The sequence below is a fragment of the Saccharothrix syringae genome (assembly GCF_009498035.1).
Lineage (GTDB): Bacteria > Actinomycetota > Actinomycetes > Mycobacteriales > Pseudonocardiaceae > Actinosynnema > Actinosynnema syringae.
In genome coordinates this window covers 9,311,711-9,336,805 of record NZ_CP034550.1, presented here as the reverse complement: position 1 = coordinate 9,336,805, position 25,095 = coordinate 9,311,711, and the positions used below count along the sequence as shown (strand labels likewise).

Here is a 25,095-nt window from a genome sequence, read left to right as displayed (position 1 = left end):
CGTGTCATGCATCCAGACCCGGCGTGTCATGCGTTCAGGTCGGGCGTGTCATGCGTTCAGACCCCGCGAGCCATGCGGTCGAGCACCTGCTCCACCTGCGCCTGCGTCGCGCTGGCCCCGAACTCGCGCACGGCCGCGTAGTACAGGTCCGCGGTCCGGTTGCACGCCCAGTTCCCGGCGCACTGGAAGTACAGGTCCGCCTTGAAGTTGTTGTCGATCGCCAGCCGGGTCGACTCGTCGAACCGCCCCTGCCGCTTGTAGTTCCGGTACCCGAAGTCGTGCCGGTGGCAGGCCGGGAGGAACTTGAAGCCGAACGGGTTGTCCGGCGACCAGGAGCAGCCGTCGGACGACCAGTCGAGCTGGTCGGCGTACGGCGCCTGGGCCCGGATGGCGGTGAACTCCGCCAGCGCCGTGCGGAACAGGTACTCGTCGGTCACGGCCGGTGCGTCGACGGTCGCGTGGCCGACACCGGAACCGGCCAGCAGGGCGAGCGAGGCGAGCACGCCGGCCAGGGCGTCGCGCAGGGTTCTCACGGTCGTTTCCCCTCGTGGTACGGGCTTGAGGGGTTACTACCCCGTGCGCCCGACCGGTGACAGCCCCGAACGGCTCACGCCGCGGCGAAGACGGGTGAACCCGCGCCCGCACGCGGTGGTCGCGGCCGGGCCGCCCCGCGGACCCGGCGGCCCGGAAGTCGTCGACGGCCCGGGCAGCGCGGAGGAGGTGCGGTCACGCCGACCGCCTGCGGTAGTACTCCGCCACCCACGGGCCGATCAGCCCGACCGCCAGCACGTACCCGAACACCAGCGGCCCGATCAGCGGTCCCGCCGAGGCGAACGCGGACGGCACGGTCAGGCACTCGACGAGGAGCAGCAGCAGCCAGAACACCAGCCGCTTGACGCCCGAGCGCATCGGGTGGCGGTTGATCGAGCGGTCGTAGCGGTAGCCCGCGCGCAACCCGACCAGCGCGCCCACCAGCGCGATCACGACGGCCGCCTGGTGAGGACGCGGTGCACGACCACGCCGGCGGTCACGGCCGGCGCGGGCCGCAACCCCCTCACCGGCCCGGCTCGTCGTGGTCGTCCCGGTCGAGGAACCGCCGGATCGCGGGCTCGTCGGGCACCTCGTCGTCGCCGGGCCCCTCCACCAGCCGCTCGGCGATCGGCACCGGCTCCTCGAACCAGGCGGGCCGGAAGTCGTCCCCGGGCACCAGCCCGTGGCGGCGGGCGAACTCCTCGGCCGCGTCGCGGATCGACTCGCGCAGCGTGCCGACCACGGCCGTCTCGGCGGTGTAGGTCAGCTCGACCAGCAGGGCCCGCACCCGGTCGAGCTGGTCCTCCTGGTCGGCGTTGTCCGCGAGCTGCGGCCACAGCCGGCGCTCGAACACGTCCACGAAGTTGGCCGCGATGGCGTCGGTGGCGCGCCGCAGGTCGGTGAAGCTGTCGAGCACGTCGTCGCTGGGCACCATCAGCGCGGCGAGCCGGTTGCCCGCCTCCAGCGCCCACCGGCGGGCGTGCGGCCAGCCCCGGCGCCAGCGGATCAGCCCGAGCTGCGAGGCCCTGGCCACCAGGCTCGGCCGCACGTCGCCGAGCGGGACCAGCCGCCGGATGTCGCGCACCCTGATCCGCACCCAGTCGTCGGGCCCCTCGGCCTCGCCGACGCCCAGCACGGACGCCACGCTCGCGCCCCTCTCGCGGGCCTTCACCAGCTCGGCGATGGCGGGCAGCGAGAAGCCGCGGGACTGGAGGCGCCCGACCAGGGTGAGGCGTTCGACGTGGGAGGCGTCGTAGTGGGCGACGCGGCCCTGGCGGCGCGGCGGGTGCAGCACGCCCTTGGTCTGGTACATGCGGATGGTGCTGCCGGGCAGGCCCACGCGGACCGCCAGCTCGTCGACCGTCAACTGCTCCACGGGCCCAGCCTGGCCCGCCGGTATCGTCGAGTCAACACTATTCTAGTTCAAGCTCGAATGGTCAGAGGTGCAGCAGCATCCGCGAGTTGCCCAGGGTGTTGGGCTTGACGTAGGAGAGGTCCAGGAACTCCGCCACCCCTTCGTCGGCCGACCGCATGATCTCCTCGTAGACCTCGGGGGAGACGGGCGTGCCGTCGATCTCCACGAAACCGTGCCGGTTGAAGAAGGCGGTCTCGAAGGTCAACACGAACAGGCGTTCCAACTGGAGTTCGCGCGCCGTCTCGATCAGCTTGCCGACGATCCGGTGACCGATCCCGCGCCCGCTCTGCGCCGGCTCGACCGCGACCGTCCGGATCTCGGCCAGGTCCTCCCAGAGGACATGAAGGGCACCGCAGCCGAGGACCTGCCCGTCCTCCTCCGCCACCCAGAACTCCTGGATGTCCTCGAACAGCGTCACCAGCGGTTTCGCGAGCAGCACCTTGCCGGCGTACTGGTCGATGAGGCTTTTCATCGCGCGCACGTCACCGGTGCGGGCGCGACGGACGTTGATCCGGTCGGTCACGGTGCAAAAGTAACCCGCGGCGTCGGCGGGCGAGCGGTCAGAGGCCCTTACGGCACGTGGGTGTGCCCTAACGATCCTTCGGGCGCATATGCCTGATTTCTTACCGCCTCGTTTCGCCGTCCCCGGGCACCCGCCGACCGGCCGGCGCTGGTCCGCGGCGGCGCCGGTTACCCTGAGCACCGTGTCTTCCCCCACCACGTCCAAGCGCGTCGCCATGCTGACCCTCGGGTGCGCCCGCAACGAGGTCGACTCCGAGGAGCTGGCCGGCCGGCTGACCGCCGACGGCTGGGAGCTGGTCGACGACGACGCCGACGTGGTCGTGGTGAACACGTGCGGCTTCGTGGAGTCGGCCAAGAAGGACTCCGTGGACACCCTGCTGGCCGCCGCCGACAGCGGCGCCAAGGTGGTCGCGGTCGGGTGCATGGCCGAGCGCTACGGCACCGAGCTGGCCGACAGCCTGCCCGAGGCGCACGCCGTGCTCGGGTTCGACCACTACGGCACCCTCGCCGAGCGGCTGGACGACGTGCTGGCGGGCCGGGCCGTGGAGTCCCACAAGCCCGTCGACCGGCGCACCCTGCTCCCGCTCACGCCCGTGCAGCGGCCCAAGGCCGCCGAGGAGGTGCAGGTCCCGGGCCACGGCTGGGGGCCGCGCGTGCTGCGGACCCGCCTGGAGGACACGCCCGTCGCCCCGCTGAAGATCGCCTCGGGCTGCGACCGGCGCTGCTCGTTCTGCGCGATCCCCTCCTTCCGCGGCGCCTTCGTCTCCCGCCACCCCGACGAGGTGGTCGCCGAGGCGATGTGGCTGGCCGAGCAGGGCGTCCGCGAGGTGTTCCTGGTCTCGGAGAACTCCACCTCCTACGCCAAGGACCTGCCGCGCGAGCTGGGCGGCCTGGAGCAGCTGCTGCCCAGGCTGGCCGCCGTGCCCGGCATCGACCGCGTGCGGGTGTCCTACCTCCAGCCCGCGGAGACCAAGCCGACGCTGGTCCGGGCCATCGCGACCACCGAGGGCGTGGCCGACTACTTCGACATGTCCTTCCAGCACTCCAGCGAGCCGGTGCTGCGGCGGATGCGCCGGTTCGGCTCGACCGAGTCGTTCCTGGCCCTGATCGCGCAGATCCGGTCGCTGGCGCCGCGCGCGGGCATCCGGAGCAACGTCATCGTCGGCTTCCCCGGCGAGACCGAGGAGGACGTGGCCGAGCTGGAGCGGTTCCTCACCGAGGCCCGGCTGGACGCGGTGGGCGTGTTCGGCTACTCCGACGAGGACGGCACCGAGGCCGAGGGCCTGCCCGGCAAGCTGGACGCCGACACCGTCGCCGAGCGCGTCGCGCGGATCTCCAACCTGGTCGAGGAGCTGACCGCGCAGCGCGCCGAGGAGCGCGTGGGCGAGGAGGTCGTCGTCCTGGTCGAGACCGAGGAGGACGACGAGAACGACTGCGTCGGCCGCGCCGCGCACCAGGCGCCCGAGGTCGACGGCGAGTGCGTGATCACCAACGCCGACGGGCTGCGCGTCGGGGACCTGGTGCGCTGCCGCGTCGACGCGGCCGAGGGCGTGGACCTGGTGGTCTCCGCCGTCGAGGTGCTCGCCAGGTGACCGAACCCGCGCGCGTGCCGGTGCTGAACATCGCCAACGTGCTGACGATGTCCCGGCTGGTGCTCGTGCCGGTGTTCCTCTACCTGCTGTTCGCCGAGGACGGCAGGCAGTTCTGGTGGCGGCTGGGCGCGTTCGGCGTGTTCGCGGTCGCCTCGGTGACCGACCACGTCGACGGCAACCTGGCCCGCAAGCTCGGGCTGATCACCGACTTCGGCAAGATCGCCGACCCGATCGCGGACAAGGCGCTCACCGGTGCCGCGCTGGTGGGCCTGAGCCTGCTCGGCGAGCTGCCCTGGTGGGTGACGGTGGTCATCGCGGTGCGCGAGCTGGGCGTGACGCTGCTGCGCTTCTGGGTGATCCGCCACGGGGTGATCCCGGCCAGCCGGGGCGGCAAGGCCAAGACGCTGGTGCAGATCGTGGCCATCGGGCTCTACCTGCTGCCGCTGCCCGCCTACCTGGAGCCGTTGGCGCAGGTCACCATGGGTGCGGCCGTGGTGCTGACGGTGGTGACGGGCGTGGACTACGTCATCCGCGCGGTCAGGCTGCGGGCGCGCGGCAAGCGGGCGGTGGCCGGGGCGTGAGCGGTGGTGTGGACGCCCGGGACGTGGTCGCGGCCCTGCGCGAGCGCGGCGAGACCGTGGCCACCGCCGAGTCGCTGACCGCCGGCCTGGTCGCGGTCGCGCTGACCGACGTGCCCGGCGCCAGCGCCGTCGTGCGCGGCGGCCTGGTGGTCTACGCCACGGACCTCAAGCACGCGCTCGCGGGCGTGGACGCGGACCTGCTCGCCGAGCACGGCGCGGTTCACCCGGAAGTGGCACGGCAGCTCGCCGAGGGCGCCCGCACCCGGTGCGGCGCGACCTGGGGCCTCGGCCTCACCGGCGTGGCCGGGCCCGACCCGCAGGACGGGGTGCCACCCGGCACGGTCCACGTCGGTTTGTCCGGTAGATCCGTTTCGACCGTGCAAACGTTCACTCTGGGTGGTGGTCGTCACGAAGTGCGCGCAGCCTCCGCCGCGGCGGCCCTTGATCTGCTCGGTGAGCACCTCAAGATCTCGATCAGGTGAACTGACCAGCGAGTTTTCCGTCACACAACGCGGACAACCCGGGAACTTACCCGTCGGTTCACTCGTTCGCCCTTGGCGGACGTGCACAGAACTCACTGCCCGTCGACGGGGCGGGTCGGTAACGTGGTGGCACGGCCGGCCGGAAGGAGGCGCGCGATGACCGTGCTGCTACGCGAGGCGATCGGTGATCGGCTCCGCCATGCCCGCACCACCCAGCGCCGCACGCTGCGCGAGGTCTCCAGGACCGCCCGCGTCAGCCTGGGGTACCTGTCCGAGGTGGAGCGTGGCCGCAAAGAGGCGTCCAGCGAACTGCTGGCCGCGATCTGCGAGGCGCTGGACCTGCCCCTGTCCGAGCTGCTGCACCTGGTGGCCTCGGACATCGGCGCGGTTCAGCAGCCCGTCACGAGCCCGGCCGAGCTGACCGAGCGCCCGGCGCCCGCCGCGGCGGGGCTGGACGGCGCGGGTCTGGACGGCCTGGAGGGCGGCGCGATCGTGCCCGCCGTGATCGGCAACGACCTGTCCGACCTGCGGCTGCAGCCCGTGCTCTCGCACCGGCTGTCCACGTCGATCGCCAAGCCGCGCGGCGCCGTGGTGGCGGCGTAGCACATCGAGGACCTGCGACGAGCCGAGCCGGGATCACCCGGCTCGGCTCTCGGCGTTGGGTGGCAACCCCGCGCCCGGTCCGCGCGTCACACGGGCACGGCGGCGCCGGAAGGCCCGGGGTGGGTCCGGGGTACCTCAGGGGAATCCCGGAGATCTCCCGGGGTCGGTGGAAGCCGCGCGGGACAACTGGAACGATGGAACCAACAACAGCACCGGGTCGTTGCCAATCACGAGCGCGAGCCAAGGACGTGCGGAGAAGGCAGGCGTAGGAGATGGCCAACCCTTTCGCGAAGGCGTGGAAGTACTTCATGGCGGCTTTTTCGTCGAAGATCGACGAGCACGCCGACCCGAAGGTGCAGATCCAGCAGGCCATCGAGGAGGCCCAGCGCCAGCACCAGGCGCTGTCGCAGCAGGCCGCGGCGGTGATCGGCAACCAGCGCCAGCTGGAGATGAAGCTCAACCGCCAGCTCGGTGAGGTGGAGAAGCTGCAGGCGTCGGCGCGCCAGGCCCTCGTGCTGGCCGACGAGGCCCGCGCCAAGGGCGAGGAGCAGCGGGCGACCGAGTTCGAGAACGCCGCGCAGTCGTTCGCCACCCAGCTGGTGACCGCCGAGCAGAGCATCGAGGACCTCAAGACCCTGCACGACCAGGCGTTGCAGGCCGCCGGCCAGGCCAAGCAGGCCGTCGAGCGCAACGCGATGGTGCTCCAGGGCAAGCTCGCCGAGCGCACCAAGCTGCTCAGCCAGCTGGAGCAGGCGAAGATGCAGGAGCAGGTCTCCCACTCGCTGCGCCAGATGACCGAGCTGGCCGCCCCCGGCAACACGCCGTCGCTGGAGGAGGTCCGCGACAAGATCGAGAAGCGGTACACCACCGCCCTCGGCTCCGCGGAGCTGGCGCAGAACTCGGTGCAGGGCCGGATGCTGGAGGTCCAGCAGTCGACCACGCAGATGGCGGGCTCGGCGCGGCTGGAGCAGATCCGGGCGTCCCTGTCCGGCGGCAAGGTCGCGGGCGAGGTCACCAGCGGCCGGTCGGCCTCCGCGAGCATCCAGCAGGAGATCCAGCAGCGCGTGCAGCAGGCCCAGGCCCAGCCGACGCAGCAGGTCCAGCAGGCACCCGCCCAGCAGCAGAACCCCCAGACCAACCAGGGCTGAGAGGATGGTGTCCGCGATGGATCCCCGGCGGAAGGCGGCCGGTGAGATCGTCCAGTTCGTCGGCGGTCAGCTCCAGGGGCAGCTCGCGGACCAGGTGCGGCGGCGGGTCGCCGCGTGGAACGACCCGCGCGCGAAGCTCGACCGGCGCTACCGCCGGTCGAGCCGCGCGCTCACCTTCTGGCTGATCGTGCTGGCCCTGCTCGCCGCGGTCGGCACGCTGGCGCTGGTGGGTGCGGTGGCCCCGGGCGTCGGGGTCGGCGCGGCCCTCGGGCTCGCCGGCACCTCGGTGCTGGCCGTGCGCACCGGCGTGCGGATGCGGCAGGTCAACCAGGCCAGGCAGCAGCTCGCGGCCGCCCCGGCGCGGTCGCCGCTGCCCGCCCGGGCCTCGGCCGCGCGGCAGCCGATGGAACGGCTCGAAGAGGCCGAGGACACCCTGCGGGAGCTGCTGCGCCAGCTCGACTCGGCGGCGCTGACCTCCGTGCCGTCGGACTCGGTCGAGCAGGCCCGCGCGACCGGCGCGGAAGCGGCCGCCGCGATCCGCGCGGTGTCGTTGCAGCTCCAGGCCGTGGAGCGGGCCCGCGACACGGCGCCGCCGCTGGACCGCGCGCCGCTGGTGGAGGGCGTGCGGAGGCTGCGGGCCCAGCTGGACGAGGGCGTGGAGGGGTACTGCGGCCTGGTCGCCGCGGCGGGGCGGGTGCTGGCCGAGAGCACCGCGGCCAACCCCCGCGAGGTGCTGGGCGAGGCGACCGACCACCTCGCGGGTCTCGCGGCCGGGTTGCGCGAGCTGTCGCGCTGAGCCCGTGAGCTGTCGCGCTGTGCCTGTGGGTTGTCGCGCTGTGCCTGTGGGCGGTCGCGCTGTGCTCGCGGGTTGTCGCGCTGAGCCCGTGGGCGGTCGCGCTGTGCCACCACCCTGCGGTCACCCGAAGCTCCGCGCGGGTCGCCGCGAGGCCATCTGCACGAACCCCCGTTACCTCACGTTACGTAGCCGACCTGGGCTGACATGATCAGATCAGTGGCGTACGCTGCTGCGATCGTGTGATTATCAGACTGTTACATAGCCCGAGCCACTACGTGGCGTGGCAGTATCCCTTGTCGAACAGCGTGGTTCGGCCTGGTCGCCGGGGAGGTCGTTGCGTGGCGTTGTGGACCGTGCACGGCGATGGCCGCACCGCAGACGGTGACGCCATCGCCCCGCAGGAGCGACTGAGCTGGCCGCTCACCATCGGCTTCGGCGCCCAGCACCTCGTCGCGATGGCCGGTGCCACGATCTACGTCCCCGCCACCACGGGCCTCCCGGTCAGCACCACCCTGCTGGTCTCCGGCGTGGGCACCCTGCTGTTCCTGGTCATCACCCGCAACCGGGTGCCCAGCTACCTCGGCCCGTCGTTCGCGTTCATCGCACCGCTGTGGGCCGCCCGCGACGAGGGTATCGCCGCCCAGCTCGGCGGCGTGCTCGCGGCCGGCCTGCTGGTGCTGATCATCGGCGTGGCGGTCAAGGCGCTGGGCGTGCGGATGCTGGAGTCGGTGATGCCGCCGGTCGTCACCGGCGCCGTGGTGATCATCATCGGGCTCAACCTGTCCGGGCGGGCCACCGAGCCCTTCGCCGAGCAACCGCTGCCCGCCGTGGTCACCATGGCGATCATCCTGCTGTGCGGGGTGCTCGGCCGCGGCACGACGTTCCGGTTCTCCGTGCTCGCCGGCGTGGTCGGCGGGTGGCTGCTCGGCTTCTCCACCGGCCTGGTCGACACGGCCGCGGTCGCGCGGGCGGACTGGTTCGGCCTGCCCGAGTTCCACTCGCCGCAGCTGCGCCCGTCGGTCACCCTGCTGGTGCTGCCGGTGGTGCTCGTGCTGGTCGCGGAGAACGTCGGCCACGTCAAGGCGGTCGCCGCGCTGACCGGCCGCAACCTGGACGGCAGCGTGGGCGACTCGATCATCGCCAACGGCCTGTCCACCACGCTGGGCGGCCTCGGCGGCGGCTCCGGCACCACCACCTACTCCGAGAACATCGGCGTGATGGGCGTGACGAAGGTCTACTCCACCGCCGCGTTCGCGGTGACCGGGGTGGCCGCCGCGCTGCTGTCCTTCTCACCGAAGGTCACCGCGGTGTTCGGCACCGTGCCCGCGGGCGTGGTCGGCGGCGCGACCCTGGTGCTGTTCGGCCTGATCAGCCTGGTCGGCGTGCGCGTGTGGACGGAGAACCGGGTCGACCTGACCAACCCCGCCAACGCCCTGGTCGGCGGCGCGGCCCTGGTCGCGGGCGTGGGCGACCTGACCCTGGAGGTCGGGGACATGGAGCTGGGCGGCCTGGTGTGGGGCCCGCTGCTGGTGGTGATCCTGCACCCGGTGCTGCGCTGGCTGCGCGCCGCCCGCGGCGCCTAGCCGCGCAACGACCGGTTGATCCGCCGCACCAGCCCCGGCCCCTCGTAGATGAACCCGGTGTAGACCTGGAGCAGGCTCGCGCCGGCGTCCAGCATCCGCTTGGCGTCGTCGGCGCTCGCGATGCCGCCCACGCCGATGATCGGCAGCGCGCCGTCGGTCTGCCTGCTGACGAACCGCACCACCTCGCGCGCCCGCGCGGCCAGCGGCCGGCCGCTCAACCCGCCCGCCTCGCCCGCCAGCCCCTGGTCGGCGTAGGCCAGCCCGTCGCGCGACAGCGTGGTGTTGGTCGCGATCAGCCCGCTGACGCCGTGCTCCGCGCACACCTCCAGCAGCTCGCCGATGGCCTCGTCGGTCAGGTCGGGGGCGATCTTGACCAGGATCGGCTTGGGCGCCGCGCCGCCGGCCAGCTCGCGCGCCGTGGCGTTGAGCCCGCCCAGCAGCTCGGTCAGCGCGCCCCGGTCCTGGAGGCTGCGCAGCCCCGGCGTGTTGGGCGAGCTGATGTTGACCGCGAAGTAGTCGCCGAACCGGTAGAGCGCGCGCAGCGAGACCTGGTAGTCCTCGACGGCCTCCTCCACCGGCGTGACCTTGGACTTGCCGAGGCTGATGCCCAGCGGCACGGACAGCGGCCCGAGGCGGGCCAGCCGGTCGGCCAGCGCCTGGGCCCCGTCGTTGTTGAAGCCCATCCGGTTGATGATCGCCTCGCTGGCGCGCAGCCGGAACAGCCGCGGCTTCGGGTTGCCCGGCTGCGGGTGCCGGGTGACCGTGCCGACCTCGACGAACCCGAACCCGAGCGCGCCCCACGCGGGCAGCGCCCGGCCGTTCTTGTCCAGCCCGGCGGCCAGGCCGACCGGGTTGGGGAACCGCACGCCGAACACCGTGCGCCCCGGCGCGGGTGCGCGCCGCACGAGCTTCGCCGCCGGGCTCACCGCCGCCAGCGCGCCGAGGGTGGTCTCGTGGACCCGCTCCGCGTCACCGCCGTGCATCCGGAACAACGCCCTGCGCACCACGCTCTTGTAGACCACGGCGACTACCCTAAGCGATCGGTCCTGGTTGGCAGCGCGGGCACCAGTACGCGGGCCGCTCCAGCACCCCCGCGCCCTGCCCGCCGGCCCGCACCCGCGCCCCGCACCGGAAGCACGGCCGGCCGGTCCGCTCGAACACCCAGTGCTGCCGCCCCCGGGCCAGCTCGCCGGTGGTGCTCTGCTCCGGGCGCCAGGCGTTGGCCAGCAGCAGCTTCCGCGACAGCCGCACCGCCTCGGCCGGGTCCACCGCGGCCACCGGGCTCCACGGCGAGACGCGCAGCAGGAAGCACACCTCGGCCTTGTAGAGGTTGCCCACACCCGCCATCACGCGCTGGTCGAGCAGCGCCAGGCCCAGCTCGCGGTCGGGGTCGGCGGCGAGCCTGCGCACCGCCTCGGCCTCGTGCCCGTCGTCCCAGTCCGCGGCCAGCAGGTCGGGCCCGAGGTGGCCGACCAGCCGGGACTCCTGGTCGGTGGGCAGCAGCTCCAGGTCGTGCAGCGAGAACCCCACCGCGACCCGGTCGGGCACCTCCAGCACCGCCCGCACCTGGTGGCCGGGGCGCCGCCAGCGCTCGCCGGGCCGGTAGAGGTGCCACGCGCCGTCCATCCGGAGGTGGCTGTGCAGGCTCAGGTCGCCGGAGAACCGGGTGAACAGGTGCTTGCCGACCGACCGCACGCCGAGCACGTCGCGGCCCTTGAGGTCGGCGGTGGCCAGCCGGGGGTGGCGCAGCTGCCCGCGCAGCAGCGTCCGACCGGCCAGCGCCTCGTCCAGGCGGTGGCCGGCCAGGAAGACCGTGTCACCCTCGGGCACCGCTGTCCCAGGCGACCTTCAGGCCGAACCCGATCAGCACGGACGCGGTCAGCCGCTCGGTCCACGCCCGCACGCGGGGCGAGCCGAGCACCACCGCGGCCCGCGCGGCCAGCCACACCACGACCAGCTGCCACAGCTGGCCCAGCGCGACGTGGATGCCGACCAGCGCCGCGCCCCAGGCGGCCGACGAGTGGTCGGCGGGCAGGAACTGGGGGAGCAGGCTCAGGTAGAACACGCCGATCTTGGGGTTGAGCAGGTTCGTGGTGAAGCCGATCCGCAGCGCGGCCGCGGGCGTGACCACCGGCACGTCGACCGGTGCGGCCGACCGCCCGCGCCAGGAGGCGCGCAGCGCCGAGACGCCCAGCCACAGCAGGTAGGCCGCGCCCGCCCAGCGCACCGCGTCGTAGGCCAGGCGCGAGGCCACCAGCAGCGCGGTCAGCCCGGCGATGCCCGCGCAGCCCCAGACCAGGCAGCCCAGCGTGGTGCCGAAGCCGCCGAACAGCCCGGCCCGGCGACCGCCGCCGAGCACGGTGCGCAACAACACCATCGTGTCGAGGCCGGGCGTGACGACCAGCAGGAGCGCGGTCGCGGTGAACGCGAGCAGGGACGTCGTGCTCACGCCTCCACGGCCTCCTGGATCTCCTCGTCGTCGAAGTCCTGGTGCGAGGGCCGCCTGCGGCTGCGGCTCACCCGCAGGACGCGGGCCAGCAGCAGGTTGAACGCCAGCGCCACCTCGCGCGCGCCGGGGGTACCCCACTCGTGGATGGGCATGCACGCGCCCTGGGCCTGCTGCACGGCCAGCCGGTCGGGCAGCGCGACCGGCATCACCAGCGGGCCGAAGATGTCGCGCAGCTCGTCGATGCGGAACTGGTGCTCGTGCGACCGCGGCCGGACCCGGTTGACCACCACGCCCAGCGGCTGGAGCGCCGAGTTGTGCTCGCGCTCGGCCTGCACCGCCTCGAACGCCCGCTGCACGCCCGCCACCGCGAACATGGTGGGCTCGGTCACCAGCAGCGCGCGGTCGGCCGCGACCAGCGCCGACCGGGTCAGCTGGCCCAGCGACGGCGGGCAGTCCAGCAGCACGAGCTGGTAGGGCTCCTCGTCGCCGCGCAGCAGCGCCAGCGCCTCGCGCAGCCGGCCCAGGCGGGTCTCGCCCGGGTCGGGGTGGTTCAGCGACTCCGCGTCCTCCGAGCCGGCCAGCACGTCCACGCCCTCGCCCCACCCGCTGGGCGCGATGGCGTTGCGCAGGTTCTCCTCGGTGGGTTCCCGCAGCACGTCGTAGATGCTGGCCCCGGTCTCCTCGGGCTCCAGGGTCGAGGTGGCGTTGCACTGCGGGTCCAGGTCGATGACCAGTGTCCGGACCCCGCGCCGCAGCGCGGCCGACGCGAGACCCAACGCGACCGTCGTCTTGCCCACGCCACCCTTGAGGCTGAGCACCGCCACCGTATGCACAACGTGCAGCCTACGACCCTTACGCTCTGGGGCCATGCGACCGGACGCCGTACACAGGGTGCTCGACACGGAGCTCGCCGCCGCGCGGGACCGCCGGGGCGGGGAACCGCCCAGGGTGCTCGACGTCGGCGGCGGCAGCGGCGTGTGGGCCGTGCCGCTGGCCGTGGCCGGGTGCGCGGTGACCGTGGTCGACCCCAGCCCGGACGCGCTGGCCACGCTGCACCGCCGGGCGGCCGAGGCGGGCGTGCTGGACCGGGTGACCGCCGTGCAGGGCGACACCGACGTGCTCGACCAGGACGGCGCGGCCGACCTGGTGCTCGGGCACGGGCTGCTGGAGGTCGTGGACGACGTCACCGCCGCCCTGGGCGCGCTGGCGGCGGCCGCGGCACCGGGCGGCGCGGTGTCGGTGCTGGTGGCGAACAGGTTCGCGGCCGTGCTGCACCGGGCCATCGCCGGCCGGCTGGTGGAGGCGCGGCGGCTGCTGGACGACGAGGCCGGTCGGCTCGCCGGCACCAGGGACCCGCTGCTGCGCCGGTTCGACGTGGCCGCGCTGGAGGCGCTGGTGCCCGCCGCGGGCCTGAAGGTCGAGCTGGTGCAGGGCCACGGCGTGGTGTCCGACCTGGTGCCGGGCTCGGTGCTGGACGCCAACCCGGGCGCGGCCGACGCGCTGGCCGAGCTGGAGCTGGTCGCCGCGACGCGGTCGCCGCTGCGCGACGTGGCGGCGCGGCTGCACGTGCTGGCGCGCAAGTCGGCCTGAGTGCGGTAGAACGGTAGGCATCCGCCGCCGACCGCAGAGGACCACCGCCGTGGGAGACCCGCCCTTACCCGGAGCCCGGGCATGACCGGCCCGGGTGCCGACGAGCTGGAGGCCCGCGTGCGCGCGGCCGTCGGCGGCGACCGGGCCGCCGTGGCGGAGCTGCTGGCCACCGTCCGGCCGCTCGTGGTGCGCTACTGCCGGGCCCGCGTGGGCCGCCAGGAGCGCTCGTCCTCCTCCGCCGATGACGTGGCGCAGGAGGTGTGCCTGGCGGTGCTGACCGCCCTGCCGACCTACCGCGACCACGGCCGGCCGTTCCTGGCGTTCGTCTACGGCATCGCCGCGCACAAGGTGGCCGACGCGCACCGCGCGGACCGGCGAAACCGGGCCGAGCCCGTGCCCGAGATCCCCGACGCGCCCGACGAGTCGGCCGACCCGGAGCGCCGCGTCCTGCACGGCGAGCTGTCGCGCAAGCTCGGCGAGCTGCTGCGCGTGCTGCCGGACAAGCAGCAGGAGATCCTGCTGCTGCGGGTCGTGGTGGGGCTCTCGGCCGAGCAGACCGCCGACGCGGTGGCCGCCTCGCCCGGCGCGGTCCGGGTCGCGCAGCACCGCGCGCTGACGCGGCTGCGCCGTGAGGTGGAACGATCAGCCTGGATGGCGGTCACGTAGCGTGTTCATTGGGGGACGCTCGTTAGTCCGTTAGAGTTCCAAACGTCACCATTCGGAGCAACTTCCGGTGAGTTGCGTCATCCTCGCGCGGTGCCGACGTCGCTCTCGCATGTGGCCCAAGGGGTGGTCCAGCGCGCGGACGCCGAGGAGCACGCGATGGCAGTGGTGGTTGGTGCCGGTCTTACGCCGGGGGTTGGCGGGCGGGCGCCCGTCCGCTCGGGGAGGGCGGTGATGTCCGTGAGCTGCGAGGACGTCCCGGTCTACGCGGTGCGTGCCGAAGGGGGGCCGGACTCGCTGGTCGAGCCGGCCGTGCGGGGGGACCGGAGGGCCGTGGAGGCGCTGCTGGCGCTGATCCGGCCGCTGGTCGTGAGGTACTGCCGGGCCCGCGTGGGCCGCGGCGAGCGGTCGCGGTCGTCGGCCGACGACGTGGCGCAGGAGGTGTGCCTGGCGGTGCTCAAGGCGCTGCCGGCCTACCGGGACCAGGGGCGGCCGTTCCTGGCGTTCGTCTACGGCATCGCCGCGCACAAGGTGGCCGACGTGCACCGGGCCGCGGCGCGGGACCGCGCGGACGCCGTGCCGGAGCTGCCCGACAGCGCGGGCACCGCGCCGGGACCGGAGCAGCGGGCGCTGCACGGCGAGCTGTCCGACCGGATGGGGCGCCTGCTGGGCGTGCTGCCCGAGCGGCAGCGCGAGATCCTGGTGCTGCGCGTGGTCATGGGCATGTCGGCGGAGGAGACCGCGGACGTGGTGGGCTCGACCCCCGGCGCCGTGCGAGTGGCCCAGCACCGGGCGCTGCAACGGCTGCGGAAGGCGCTGGGCGAGTAGTGCCTCAGTGACGCCAGCGGGTCAGCGCGGCGACCTCCTCCGGCGAGCAGCCGGCGAACCGGGCGATCTCGCCGCGCCGCACGTCCGCGATCGTCGCGGCGAACTCCGCGCCGAACGCCTCGGCCAGCACCTCGTCCGCCTCGAACGCCGCCACCGCCTCCTCCAGGCTCGCGGGCAGCCGCACCCCGTCCGGCAGGTCGGCCGGGTCCACGCCCACCGGCTCGGGCAGCCGCACCCGGTCCACCAGCCCGGCCAGGCCCGCCGCCATGGTCGCGGCCACCGCCAGGTACGGGTTCGCCGTCAGGTCGAAGCACCGCACCTCCAGGTCGCGGCCCGCGACCAGGCGCAACGCCGCCTCCCGGTTCTCCAGGCCCCACACCGCGTACGGCGCCGCCCAGTGCCGCGGCACCAGCCGCAGGTAGCCCGCCACCGACGGCGCGCCGATCGCGCACAGCGCGGGCAGCCGGGCGAGCACGCCACCCGAGAACCACTCCGCCTCGTCGGTCATGCCGAACCAGCCGTCGCCGCCGCCGAACAGGTTCCGGCCGTCCCGCCACAGGCTCAGGTGCAGGTGGCCGCCGTTGCCCACGCCCTCCGCGGTGACCTTCGGGGAGAACGAGGCGCGCATCCCGTGGCGCGCGGTGATGGCCCGGACCGTCTCGCGCACCAGCACCGACGTGTCCGCCGCGTGCACCGGGTCCTCCGGCGCGGTGGACAGCTCGAACTGCCCCGGCGCGTACTCGGGGTGGAACTGCAGCACCTCCACGTCCTGGTCGGCCAGCGCGGACATCAGGTCGGCGGTGTAGTCCGACAGCTCGACCTGGCGGGCGTGGCCGTAGGCGGGGCCGGTGGTGGCGGGCCGGAACTCGTCCGTGCCGCCCGCGCCGACCACCCACTCCACCTCGAAGCCCGCCCGCACCTCGTAGCCGTGCACGGCCAGGCGGTCGGCGACCGCGCGGGCCAGGCCCCGCTCGTCCTGCGGGTGCGGCGCGCCATCCCGGTCGTACCGGTCGGCGGGCGCCCACGCCCAGCCCGGCTGGGCCGCCAGCACGGTGAGCCGGTCCAGGTCCGGGTGCAGGCGCAGGTCGCCGACCGGGCCGCCCGCGTGCCTGCCCGCGACGATCGTGTCGTCGAGGAGGAAGGCGTCGAACACCGGTGACGCGCCCAGCCCGTCCGCCGCGGCCCGCGGCAGGCCCGCGACCGGCACGGACTTCACCCTGGTGATGCCGCTGTGGTCGACCCACGTCACCGCGACCGCGACCACGTCCCGCTCCAGCAGGTCGTCCACGAGCTCCGCGGCCCGCGCCCGCCGGTGCTCCCGCTCGGCTGTGTCCACCGTGCGTGGTTACACCAGGTCTCTACCATCCAACAAGTGGAACCGCTGCCGTTCGTGGCGTCGTCGCGCCTGGTGGACCACCACTGCCACGGCGTGCTGGGCACCGACCTGGACCGGGAGGGCTTCGAGGCGGCGCTGACCGAGGCGTCGGCGGTGTCGCCGCTGGGCACCTCGCTGTTCGACTCCTCGCTGGGGCTGGCCGTGCGGCGGCGGTGCGCGCCCCTGCTGGACCTGGACCCGATGGCGCCGGCGGACGAGTACGTGGCGCGGCGGCGGTCGCTGGGCGCGGCCGAGGTCAACCGGGTGTTCCTGGCGGCGGCCGGGATCGAGGTGTTCCTGGTGGACGGCGGGTTGTGGCCGGAGGGGCTGACCGCGCCGTCGGCGCACGTGGGGGCTCGCGAGCTGGGCGTGCTGCGGTTGGAGGGGCTGGCCGAGGAGGTGGCGCCCGGGGGTGCCGCGGGGTTCCCGGCGCGCGTGCGCGAGGCGCTGGCGTCGACCACCGCGGTCGCGGCCAAGTCGATCGCGGCCTACCGGGTGGGGCTGGACCTGGCGCCCGGGCGGCCCTCGGACGCGTCGGTGGTGGCGGCGGTGGACCGGTGGCTGGGCGGCGGGTCGCCGCGGTGCGCCGACGAGGTGGTGTCGCGGTTCCTGGTCTGGGAGGCGCTGGAGCGGGGGCTGCCGGTCCAGTTCCACGTCGGCTACGGCGACGCGGACCTGGCGCTGCACCGGTGCGACCCGCTGCTGCTGACCGACCTGCTGCGGGCGACCGCGCCGCTGGGCGTGCCGGTCCTGCTGCTGCACAACTACCCGTACCACCGGCACGCCGGGTACCTCGCGCAGGTGTTCCCGCACGTGTTCGCGGACGTGGGGCTGGCCACGCACGCGGTGGCGCACCAGGCGGGGCGGGTGCTGGCCGAGGCGCTGGAGGTCGTGCCGTTCGGGAAGTTCCTGTTCTCCACCGACGCCTACGCGCTGGCGGAGCTGTACTACCTCGGGGCGCTGTTCTTCCGCCGGGCGCTGTCGGAGTTCCTCGTCGGTGGGATGGGGGAGGATGCGTTCGGCGAGGCGGACGCGGAGCGGATCGCTCACCTGATCGGGTGGGAGAACGCGCACCGCGTCTACCAACTGGAGTAGTGTTTCGAACAGGTGTTCTGCTTGTGGGGGGTGGGTCGTGGGCCGCAGTGCGGACCTGCCACGCGGTCTCGTCGACCGCTTCCTGGCGCGCGGCGACCGGTGGCCGGACGACACCGGCTGCCCGATGCTGCACGTGGACATGGACGCCTTCTACGCCTCGGTCGAGATCCGCGACCGGCCGGAGCTGGTGGACCGGCCGGTGGTCGTGGGCGGCACGGCGCACCGGGGCGTGGTGGCGTCGGCCAACTACCTGGCGCGCGAGTTCGGCGTGCGCTCGGCCATGCCCACCGCGCACGCGCGCAGGCTCGCGCCGCACGCGGTGTTCGTGCCCCCGAACTTCACCCGGTACCAGGAGGTCTCGCGCGGGGTGATGGCGATCTTCCGCGACATCACCCCGCTGGTCGAGCCGCTGAGCCTGGACGAGGCGTTCCTGGACGTCTCCGGCGCCCTGCGCAGGCTGCGGCTGACCCCGGCGGGGGTGGCGCGGTCGGTGCGCGAGCAGGTGGAGGCCGCGTTCGGGATCACCTGCTCGGTCGGGGTGGCGCCGACGAAGTTCCTGGCCAAGCTGGCGTCCGGGATGTGCAAGCCGGACGGGCTGATGGTGGTGCCGAGGTCGGAGGTGCTGACGTTCCTGCACCCGCTGCCGGTGTCGGCGCTGTGGGGGGTGGGCAAGCGGACGGCCGAGCAGTTGGCGCGGGTCGGCCTGGAGACGGTGGCCGACGTGGCCGCCACGCCGCTGCCCAGGCTGCGCCGGGTGCTCGGGGTGGCGCTGGCCGAGCACCTGCACGCGCTCGCGCAGGGCCACGACGACCGGCCGGTGGTGCCGTCGACCAGGGAGAAGTCGATCGGCGCCGAGGAGACGTTCGAGGTGGACCACTTCGACCGGGAGCTGCTCAAGCGCGAGCTGCTGAGGTTGTCGGAGCGGTCGGCGGCGAGCCTGCGGGCGCGGGGGCTGCGCGGGCGGACGGTGTCGATCAAGGTGAGGTTCGCGGACTTCACCACGATCACCCGGTCGAAGACGCTGCGGGTGGCCACGGACGTGACGCAGGAGGTGTACCAGACCGCGGCGGCGCTGCTGGCGGAGCAGGTGCCGGCGGGGGCGGTGCGGTTGATCGGGGTGCGGATCGAGCAGCTGGTCGAGGGGGACGGGGGTGAGCAGTTGATGTTCGACGCGCCCGAGCGCGGGTGGCGTGAGGCGGAGCAGGCGGCGGACCAGGCGAGGTCGCGGTTCGGTCGTGCGGCGGTGCGGCCGGCGTCGTTGCTGACCGGTGGGCCGGCGAGGTCGGGGGAGCGGGCGCCGCGGCCGGAGTGAGCGGGGGAGCGTTTTTTCGGCCTGGCGCGTCCGGCGACCCGGTGCCCGTCCAGCGGGGCCGATGCCGACGGTGACCAGCCTTCACAGCCGCCCTCCGCCGGCCGACCCCGACACCTGGCAGCCCGCGGCCGACCCCGCCAGTCGCCCCCCGACCCCGCCAGTCGCCCCCCGCCCCCGCCAGTCGACCCCCGACCCCGCCAGTCGACCCCCGCCCCCGCCGGCCGCCCCCGCCGGCCCGCAGCCAACCTCCGCCCTCCGCCCTCCGCCCTCCGCCCTCTGTCCTCCTGTCCTCCGTCACCGGGCAGTCACCCTCCGGCGCACCTCGGGGACGCCACTGACCGGGCCGTTCGGGTGGTTGGGGGGCCGGTTCACCCCGCCGCCGACGATCTTTGGGCACGCTGGTCGCGTGGACCGGTTCTGGGGCCTCCTCACGCCCGCCGAGCACGAGGTGCTCGTCGACACGGGCGCGGAACGCGACTACCCGCCCGGCGCCGTGGTGTGCCTGGAGGGCGAGGTCACCCGCCACGTGCTGGTGATCCGCCGCGGCCTGCTCCGCGTGACCGCCACGACCGCGGGCGGGCACGAGAAGGTGCTGGCGGTCCGCGGCGCCGGTGACATCGTGGGCGAGCGCTCCGCCGTGGACGGCCGACCGCGCTCGGCGACCGTCCGGGCCCTGGGCGGGGTGCGGGCGCTGGTCCTGTCGGCGCCGTCGTTCGCCACCCTGTGCCAGCGCTACCCGCGCATCGCGTGGGCGGTGCTGACCGTGGTGGTGTCCCGTCAGCGCGACACCGACCGGCAGCGGGTGCAGATCAGCGGCACCGCGACCCAGCGGGTGGCCGCCGTCCTGATCGACGTGGCGCTGCGGCGCGGCATCGCCGACCAGGGCGCGATCGCGCTGAGCCAGGAGGAGCTGGCCGGGATCGCCGGGACGTCCCGCGAGTCGCTGGTCAGGGTGCTGCGCTCGCTGCGCGAGGAGGGCATCATCAGCACCGGCCGGCGGAAGATCGAGATACACCACGTGAGCCGGCTCTACGACTTCACCAACTGATTCCCGCCCGAATTCCCGTTGTGCGTCATCTGACGCAGAACTCCGGCGGCGAACCCCCTACAAATGAGCTGTCGGACCTGCTCAGAGGGGGAAAGATGAACCAGAACGAGGAACCCGCCAAGTCCCGCCGACGGTTCGCCGAACGCCTCGCCTGCACGCTGGTCTTCACCGCGGTCCAGCTGTGGGCGGCGGTCGTGGTGCTCGTCGAGACGGACGCCCGCGGCCCGCTGGCCGCCGCCGTGGCCCTGGTGCTGGCGGGAGGCGTGATCGCGATGTACGACGCGTGGCACGACGTGCGCTCCGCCCACCGCTCACGGGAGGTGGAGCGCCGGCGCCGGGAAGAGCCCAGTCCGCCAGTAGCGCACGCGGCACGGTGACGGGGCGCTGAAGGACGGCGGTGGACAGCGAGGGGTGCCCACCGCGGACCGGCCCCCTGTGGATCCCGACCGGGGTCCGCAGGGGGCCTTTTCCGAGTTGTCCACAGATCCCGATCCGACGGTCGACCAAAGCCCTCGGAAGGTCGATCGTGAAGACATGAACACCGACCGCGCCACCATCGACCTGACCGCCCTGGCCACCCTCCTCCCACACCGGGTGACCACCACCTCCGACCTGCTCGCCCTGGGCCTGACCAGCGAAGACCTGATCACCCGCTGCCGCCCTCGCGGACTGTGGCGACCCCTGCTGCCCGGCGTGCTCCTCCTGTCCAGCGCACCACCGACAAGGGCGCAACTCGTGCAGGCGGCACTGCGCTACGCGGGAGCCGGAGCCGTGCTGACGGGCCGGGACGCGCTCCAACTGCACGGGATGCGCGTCCTCACCGCCACCGGCCCGGTCCACGTCCTGGCCGACCGGCAGGTCGAGTCGACATCACGCGTACGAGTGACCCGAACCCGGTACCCGCCCGTACCGGAACTGCGCGGGGGCTTCCCGGTGGCACCCCCGGCCCGGGCGGCCGCCGACGCGGTCAGGTTGCTGGACCGCCCGGACGAGATCCGGGCGGTCCTGGCGGAGGCCGTCCACCGGGGCGGTGCGAGGGTCGCCGAACTGAGGCTGCTGCTGTCCAGGGGCCCGGAGCCGGCCAGGCAGGCCCTGGCCGAACTGGCCAGGCCGCCCGGCTCAACCGGTGTGGTCAAGCCGCCCGGCTCAACCGGTTCAGCCACCCCGATGACCACCCCCACCCGGCAGCGGGACCGAGCCGGAAGCGATCCCACTCCGACAGCGGTCCTGGGTTGGCGGCGGGACCGAACCGGCAGCGGCCCCGCCTCGACAACGGCCCTGGGTTGGCGGCGGGACCGAGCCGTCAGCGACCCCGCCCCGACAGCGGCCCTGGGTTGGCGGCGGGACCGAACCGTCAGCGACCCCGCCCTGACAACGGCCCTGGACCGGCAGCGGGACCGAGCCGGCGGCGGGCTCAGGCTTGCGACAGCCCGAGCGCGCCCCACCCGCGTCGGCGGCCTCGCATTGGCGGCGGTTGCGGGTTGGCGACCGGATTGAGCCGGCTCCGGCGCCGGTTCCACGACCGCGTTGAACCGACCTCCGGGGCCGGTTCCACGACCGGACCGAGCCGGCAGCCCGGGACCGGTTCAGCTATCGGGCGAATTTAGCGATCGGGAGGAGTCGACAACCGAGCGGAGTTAGCGGCGGCCCCAGCCGGCCCGGCGACCGCCCCGACCCGGCGGCAGCACCGACGCGCCCCCCGTCCCGCCGCACCGGGCCGGACCGTACGTGATCCCGAACCCGCAGGTGAACGGCTCGGGAACACGGGATGCCGGGCGCCCGGAGCACCACCGAGGCCCCTCACGGCCTCTTGACAGTTGATCTGGCGGGTGGCACGAGGAGGAGGGATGTACGACCTCACGAAGGTCTGACCGTTGACCCGTGAGGATGATGGTGACCTAACGAACCGCTTAGGGGCACGGACTGGGTAGTCGGCGAGCCTCCCAAATCGTATCCTGGTTGTGACGCCCCCCGGGCGGGGCGTCCGCCGGGACCGGCGGCAACCGTGATTACCCGGCGCCCGCGACCGCTGTGCCGGAGGAGGAGCCATGCCACTCTCCGAGCACGAGCAGCGACTGCTCGACCAGATCGAGCGCGCGCTCTACGCCGAGGACCCGAAGTTCGCATCCACCGTGCGCGGCGCCAAGTTGCGCAAACCGTCCCGTCGTCGTCGCATCCAGGGCATCGCGTTGTTCGCCGTGGGTGTGGCGTTGCTGGTGACAGGTGTGATGTTGCCGAAGCTCGCTGGTATCCCGGTGGTGAGCGTCGTCGGCTTCCTGTTGATGTTCTTCGGCGTGCTGCTCACCGTGACGACGCTGCGTCGTGGTGACCAGGGTGCCGAGGAGCCCAGCGAGGAGGGGAGCCGGCACAGCCGCAGCTCGTTCTCACAGAAGATGGAAGAACGTTTCCGTCGCCGTTTCGAGGACGAGTAGTCCGCGTAACAGCCCGATCAGAACAACGCACACGGCCCGCCCCCGAGCACCACGGGGCGGGCCGTGCGGTGTTGTGCGCCGCCTGCCGGCCACTCCGGTGACCCGCGAGCCGCCACCACCCGTGAGCCGCCTCCCGCCACCGGCTGGCCGCTGCCCGCCTCCTGGGAGCCGCCGCCTGCCACTGGCCGCCCGCCGCCCGGTCGTCCGAGAGCCGCCTCCCGCCATCTGCTAGCCGTTGCCTGCCTCCCGAGAGCCGCTACCTGCCACTGGCCGCCCGCCGCCCGTGAGCCGCCGCCCGCCACCGGCTAGGCACTGCCTGCCTCCCGAGAGCCGCCGCCTGCCAGTGGCCGGCCGCCGCCCGCCGCCCGCGTGAGCTGCCACTTGCCAGCCGCCACCGGGCAGCGGCGACCCACCTCCCGCGAGCCGCCAGCCATCACCGGCCAGCCACCACCGGCCGTCCGTGAGCCGCCGTCCGTGAGCTGCCGTTCGTGAGCTGCCGCCCGTCAGCCGTCCCCGCGACCAGGCTCCCGCGCCCCGCAGCACCACCCGAAACTGAACCGGCCCCCGCCACCCACCAGGGCACCGGGGGCCGACCCACTTCCCAAAATCACTCGTTGGTGTCGTTCTCCCCCGGAGCCCGGGGCTGCAGCACCGACCGCGGCAACACCTTCGCCCGCAAGGCCAACGGCGCGTTCCGGCTCAAACTGGCCCGCACGTCCGCCACAGCCCGGGGCAGAGCAGGGTCCGCCTCCGCCCGAGCGCTGTACCAGGCCCGCTCCACCGCACCGACCACCGCGCGCAACCCGTCCCGCCCCTGCTCGTCCAGGTTGTGCGCCTTGACCAACCGCCGAGCGGCCACCCGAACGGTCTCCGTGCCCGGCACCCGCGTCCCGCGGTCCACCGACTCGGCCACCAGCTCCTGCCAGGCCGCCCCCGCGGCGTCCGGCCCCAACCCGGCCACCGCCCGCAACCGCACCCGCCGCCGCCACTCGCGCAGCCCGGCGGGCGCCGCCGCGGCCAGCAGCACCAGCAGCGCGATCGCCGCGGGCCACCACAGCAGCGCCACCAGCAGCGCCAGCACCACCGCCCACGCCACCACCGCCGCGGCCGCCACGGCGGGCCGCAGCCAGGGCAGGCGCATCAGCCACCCGGCCCGGCCGCCCACCAGCGCCAACCACGTCAGCAGCGCCGCGAGCACCGCCACCACCCCCAGCAGCACCAGGTGCCACGCGGGGATCGTCGTCCCGCCGTCCGCCGTCCCGTCGCCGGCCTGGGCGTCCGGCAGCACCGACGCCGACGTCGACGCACCCGGCGCCGCCGTGGTGGTGGTCGTCGTGGTCGCGGTGGCGCTGGAGCCGTCCTCCTCGTCGTCGGCCTCCAGGCCCGAGATGTACGGCGGGGTCACGCCCCGGCCGTCCGACAGCGGGGTCGGGTCGAAGGTCATCCAGCCGTAGCCGGGGAAGTAGATCTCCACCCACGCGTGCGCGTCCTGCGTGGTGATCGTCTGGAAGTCCTCCGTCGGGAACCCGGCGGTGAAGCCGAGCGCCACCCGCGCGGGCATGCCGACCGACCGCGCCATGATCGCCATCGCCGACGCGTACTGCTCGCAGTACCCGCGCTTGCCGTTGAACAGGAAGTCCTCCAGCGCGTCCACGCCCTGGCCTTCCGCGGTCTCCGTGGTGTAGCTGAAGCCCTGCGTGCCGTCGGTGAAGTACCGGTACAGCGCGGTCGCCCGGTCGAACTGGTTGCCGGACCCGTTCACGAGCGACCGCGCCAGCTCGGCCACCCGCGGCGGTACGCCCGGCGCCTCCAGGTACACCGGGTCGACGTCGTAGTCGCCCCGCGCGCCGCGCAGCGTGTCCGCCGACGGCGTCGACAGCACCGTCTCCAGCCGGTACTGCCCGGCCTTGCGCGCCCGGACGCTGTAGACCATCCCGCGCCCGGGGTCGTACCGCCAGTTCTCGTCCACGTCCTGGATCGCGCGCGGCCTGCCGTACACCGGCAGCCAGTTGTCCACCCAGTTCACCGGCTCGACCTGGACCTCGGTCACCTCGCCGTCACCGGGGTCGCCCGGCTGCTCGGGCAGCGCGCCCAGCGCCGCCACGCCCTCCGGCAGGTTGTCGCCGAGCTGCCAGCCCTCGTTCGGCACGTACTCGCGCAACGTCATCGCCCGCAGGTACGCCGAGCTGGGCAGCCCGCGCACCCGGAACATCTCCCGCGTCGCACCCTGGTTCAGCATGCCGCGCAGCTCGGTCATCGGGTCCAGCCCCAGCGCGCCGGAACCGCCGCCGATCTCGTCACCGGTGCCGGGCAGCCGCCCGACCGTGCCGACCAGCGTCATGCTGCCGCCGAGCACCAGCGCGACCACCACGGCCAGCGCGCCCACCGCGGTCGCCGCCGGACCGGAGCCGTTCTGCCCGCCGCCCGGCAACCTGCCCCGCCACGCCTCGTGCCGGTGCTGCCCGTCCACGGCCAGCAGCAGCGCGAACGCGGCCGCGCCGAACACGAACGTCCACGCCGGCAGCATCTCCTCGGCCAGCGACGCCGGCACCGCGAACACGCACAGCAGCACCAGGCCGGACGCCGCGGGCGCCGACGCGCCGACGGCCAGCCCGTCCACCACGATCGCCACCACGCCGATGGCCAGCATCACCAGGCACCGCATCGCCGGGCTGTCCGGCACCGGCGGCACACCGGTCTGCACCTCCTCCAGCGCCCGCCCGAGCACGCCGAACAGGTCGGACAGCGACTGCGCACCCGGCAGGAACACCAGCACGCCGCTGCGCGTGAAGATCGTCACCAGCAGGCACAGCAGCGCGAACACCTGGCCCGCCACCACCAGCGGCCCCGGCAGCCTGCGGGTGGCGCGCAGCAGCACGCCCGCCCCGCCGACCACGGCGACCGTCACCGCCAGGTACACCAGCCACAGCACGCCCGAGATCACGCTCGTCAGCGCGGTCGCGGCGCACAGGGTCGCCAGGCCGGCGACGGCGGGCGTCCTGCTCACCACCCAGTTGCCGCCCGGTCGCACCGCGGTCCTGCCGGTCACCT

At 74.0% G+C, this 25,095-nt stretch carries 26 protein-coding genes; 16 read left to right on the top strand and 10 right to left on the bottom strand.

What is annotated here, in order from left to right; translation table 11 throughout:
* Positions 1-56: 56 nt before the first annotated feature.
* From EKG83_RS39035 to EKG83_RS39020, 4 genes are all read right to left on the bottom strand, one after another.
* Positions 57-533, bottom strand: a complete 477-nt coding sequence (locus tag EKG83_RS39035) for a phospholipase (RefSeq protein WP_033432657.1) — start codon at positions 531-533, stop codon at positions 57-59.
* A gap of 193 nt (positions 534-726) precedes the next feature.
* Entirely contained in the window at positions 727-984 is a 258-nt protein-coding gene (locus EKG83_RS39030) for a hypothetical protein (RefSeq protein ID WP_033432656.1), read from the bottom strand.
* Positions 985-1,054: 70 nt separating this feature from the next.
* Positions 1,055-1,906 (bottom strand): MerR family transcriptional regulator, encoded by an 852-nt coding sequence (locus EKG83_RS39025; protein WP_033432655.1) that lies wholly within the window; start codon positions 1,904-1,906, stop codon positions 1,055-1,057.
* A 61-nt stretch (positions 1,907-1,967) separates the two neighbouring features.
* Entirely contained in the window at positions 1,968-2,468 is a 501-nt protein-coding gene (locus EKG83_RS39020) for an amino-acid N-acetyltransferase (RefSeq protein WP_033432654.1), read from the bottom strand.
* A gap of 214 nt (positions 2,469-2,682) precedes the next feature.
* Here EKG83_RS39020 and rimO point away from each other — a divergent pair, with 214 nt between their 5' ends.
* The 7 genes from rimO (at position 2,683) to EKG83_RS38985 (ending at position 9,252) form a co-directional block, all read left to right on the top strand.
* Positions 2,683-4,059, top strand: coding sequence for a 30S ribosomal protein S12 methylthiotransferase RimO (rimO, locus tag EKG83_RS39015; protein ID WP_051766297.1), 1,377 nt, complete (start codon positions 2,683-2,685; stop codon positions 4,057-4,059).
* Entirely contained in the window at positions 4,056-4,640 is a 585-nt protein-coding gene (pgsA, locus tag EKG83_RS39010; protein WP_033432653.1) for a CDP-diacylglycerol--glycerol-3-phosphate 3-phosphatidyltransferase, read from the top strand. Before rimO ends, pgsA begins: the two co-directional genes overlap by 4 nt.
* A complete protein-coding gene (locus EKG83_RS39005; protein WP_228122376.1) occupies positions 4,637-5,122 on the top strand; it encodes a CinA family protein in 486 nt (161 codons plus the stop codon). The genes pgsA and EKG83_RS39005 overlap by 4 nt, the downstream gene beginning before the upstream one ends.
* A gap of 156 nt (positions 5,123-5,278) precedes the next feature.
* Complete coding sequence (locus EKG83_RS39000) at positions 5,279-5,725, top strand: helix-turn-helix domain-containing protein (protein ID WP_033432651.1); 447 nt, start codon at positions 5,279-5,281, stop codon at positions 5,723-5,725.
* Positions 5,726-5,997: 272 nt separating this feature from the next.
* Positions 5,998-6,873 carry a PspA/IM30 family protein gene (locus EKG83_RS38995; RefSeq protein WP_033432650.1) on the top strand — a complete coding sequence of 292 codons (876 nt, stop codon included), beginning with the start codon at positions 5,998-6,000 and terminating at the stop codon, positions 6,871-6,873.
* 16 nt (positions 6,874-6,889) lie between these two features.
* Complete coding sequence (gene pspM, locus EKG83_RS38990; protein ID WP_033432649.1) at positions 6,890-7,669, top strand: phage shock envelope stress response protein PspM; 780 nt, start codon at positions 6,890-6,892, stop codon at positions 7,667-7,669.
* Positions 7,670-8,007: 338 nt separating this feature from the next.
* A complete protein-coding gene (locus EKG83_RS38985) occupies positions 8,008-9,252 on the top strand; it encodes a uracil-xanthine permease family protein (RefSeq protein ID WP_033432648.1) in 1,245 nt (414 codons plus the stop codon).
* Here EKG83_RS38985 and EKG83_RS38980 read toward each other — a convergent pair.
* Genes EKG83_RS38980 through EKG83_RS38965 form a run of 4 tightly spaced genes read right to left on the bottom strand, consistent with a single transcriptional unit; the run spans position 9,249 to position 12,534 of the window.
* On the bottom strand, positions 9,249-10,274 hold the full coding sequence (locus EKG83_RS38980; protein ID WP_033432647.1) for a quinone-dependent dihydroorotate dehydrogenase: 1,026 nt from the start codon (positions 10,272-10,274) through the stop codon (positions 9,249-9,251). The genes EKG83_RS38985 and EKG83_RS38980 overlap by 4 nt on opposite strands.
* A gap of 10 nt (positions 10,275-10,284) precedes the next feature.
* Positions 10,285-11,082, bottom strand: a complete 798-nt coding sequence (locus EKG83_RS38975) for a DNA-formamidopyrimidine glycosylase family protein (RefSeq protein WP_033432646.1) — start codon at positions 11,080-11,082, stop codon at positions 10,285-10,287.
* Positions 11,069-11,701 carry a LysE family translocator gene (locus EKG83_RS38970; RefSeq protein WP_033432645.1) on the bottom strand — a complete coding sequence of 211 codons (633 nt, stop codon included), beginning with the start codon at positions 11,699-11,701 and terminating at the stop codon, positions 11,069-11,071. Before EKG83_RS38970 ends, EKG83_RS38975 begins: the two co-directional genes overlap by 14 nt.
* On the bottom strand, positions 11,698-12,534 hold the full coding sequence (locus tag EKG83_RS38965) for a ParA family protein (RefSeq protein WP_051766296.1): 837 nt from the start codon (positions 12,532-12,534) through the stop codon (positions 11,698-11,700). The genes EKG83_RS38970 and EKG83_RS38965 overlap by 4 nt, the downstream gene beginning before the upstream one ends.
* A 34-nt stretch (positions 12,535-12,568) precedes the next feature.
* Here EKG83_RS38965 and EKG83_RS38960 point away from each other — a divergent pair, with 34 nt between their 5' ends.
* The 3 genes from EKG83_RS38960 (at position 12,569) to EKG83_RS38950 (ending at position 14,782) form a co-directional block, all read left to right on the top strand.
* The gene (locus EKG83_RS38960) at positions 12,569-13,291 is read left to right on the top strand and encodes a class I SAM-dependent methyltransferase (RefSeq protein WP_033432644.1); all 723 of its coding nucleotides are present in this window, start codon (positions 12,569-12,571) and stop codon (positions 13,289-13,291) included.
* An 81-nt stretch (positions 13,292-13,372) separates the two neighbouring features.
* Positions 13,373-13,957, top strand: a complete 585-nt coding sequence (locus tag EKG83_RS38955) for a sigma-70 family RNA polymerase sigma factor (RefSeq protein ID WP_033432643.1) — start codon at positions 13,373-13,375, stop codon at positions 13,955-13,957.
* 231 nt (positions 13,958-14,188) lie between these two features.
* Positions 14,189-14,782, top strand: coding sequence for a sigma-70 family RNA polymerase sigma factor (locus tag EKG83_RS38950; protein WP_084716720.1), 594 nt, complete (start codon positions 14,189-14,191; stop codon positions 14,780-14,782).
* 4 nt (positions 14,783-14,786) lie between these two features.
* On the opposite strand, the gene EKG83_RS38945 is transcribed toward EKG83_RS38950, so the two are convergent.
* Positions 14,787-16,118, bottom strand: a complete 1,332-nt coding sequence (locus EKG83_RS38945) for a glutamine synthetase family protein (RefSeq protein WP_033432642.1) — start codon at positions 16,116-16,118, stop codon at positions 14,787-14,789.
* A 36-nt stretch (positions 16,119-16,154) separates the two neighbouring features.
* Here EKG83_RS38945 and EKG83_RS38940 point away from each other — a divergent pair, with 36 nt between their 5' ends.
* From EKG83_RS38940 to EKG83_RS38915, 6 genes are all read left to right on the top strand, one after another.
* Complete coding sequence (locus tag EKG83_RS38940; RefSeq protein WP_033432641.1) at positions 16,155-17,252, top strand: amidohydrolase family protein; 1,098 nt, start codon at positions 16,155-16,157, stop codon at positions 17,250-17,252.
* Between the two features lie 37 nt (positions 17,253-17,289).
* On the top strand, positions 17,290-18,564 hold the full coding sequence (locus EKG83_RS38935) for a DNA polymerase IV (protein WP_033432640.1): 1,275 nt from the start codon (positions 17,290-17,292) through the stop codon (positions 18,562-18,564).
* A gap of 406 nt (positions 18,565-18,970) precedes the next feature.
* On the top strand, positions 18,971-19,612 hold the full coding sequence (locus tag EKG83_RS38930) for a Crp/Fnr family transcriptional regulator (protein WP_033435962.1): 642 nt from the start codon (positions 18,971-18,973) through the stop codon (positions 19,610-19,612).
* Positions 19,613-19,707: 95 nt separating this feature from the next.
* Positions 19,708-19,989: a hypothetical protein gene (locus EKG83_RS38925; RefSeq protein ID WP_033435963.1), complete on the top strand. Its 282-nt coding sequence runs from the start codon at positions 19,708-19,710 to the stop codon at positions 19,987-19,989.
* A gap of 157 nt (positions 19,990-20,146) precedes the next feature.
* Entirely contained in the window at positions 20,147-21,109 is a 963-nt protein-coding gene (locus EKG83_RS38920; RefSeq protein WP_153278715.1) for a hypothetical protein, read from the top strand.
* 551 nt (positions 21,110-21,660) lie between these two features.
* Complete coding sequence (locus EKG83_RS38915) at positions 21,661-22,044, top strand: DUF3040 domain-containing protein (protein ID WP_033435964.1); 384 nt, start codon at positions 21,661-21,663, stop codon at positions 22,042-22,044.
* Positions 22,045-22,651: 607 nt separating this feature from the next.
* On the opposite strand, the gene EKG83_RS38910 is transcribed toward EKG83_RS38915, so the two are convergent.
* The gene (locus tag EKG83_RS38910; protein WP_033435965.1) at positions 22,652-25,093 is read right to left on the bottom strand and encodes a transglutaminase TgpA family protein; all 2,442 of its coding nucleotides are present in this window, start codon (positions 25,091-25,093) and stop codon (positions 22,652-22,654) included.
* Positions 25,094-25,095: the final 2 nt, after the last annotated feature.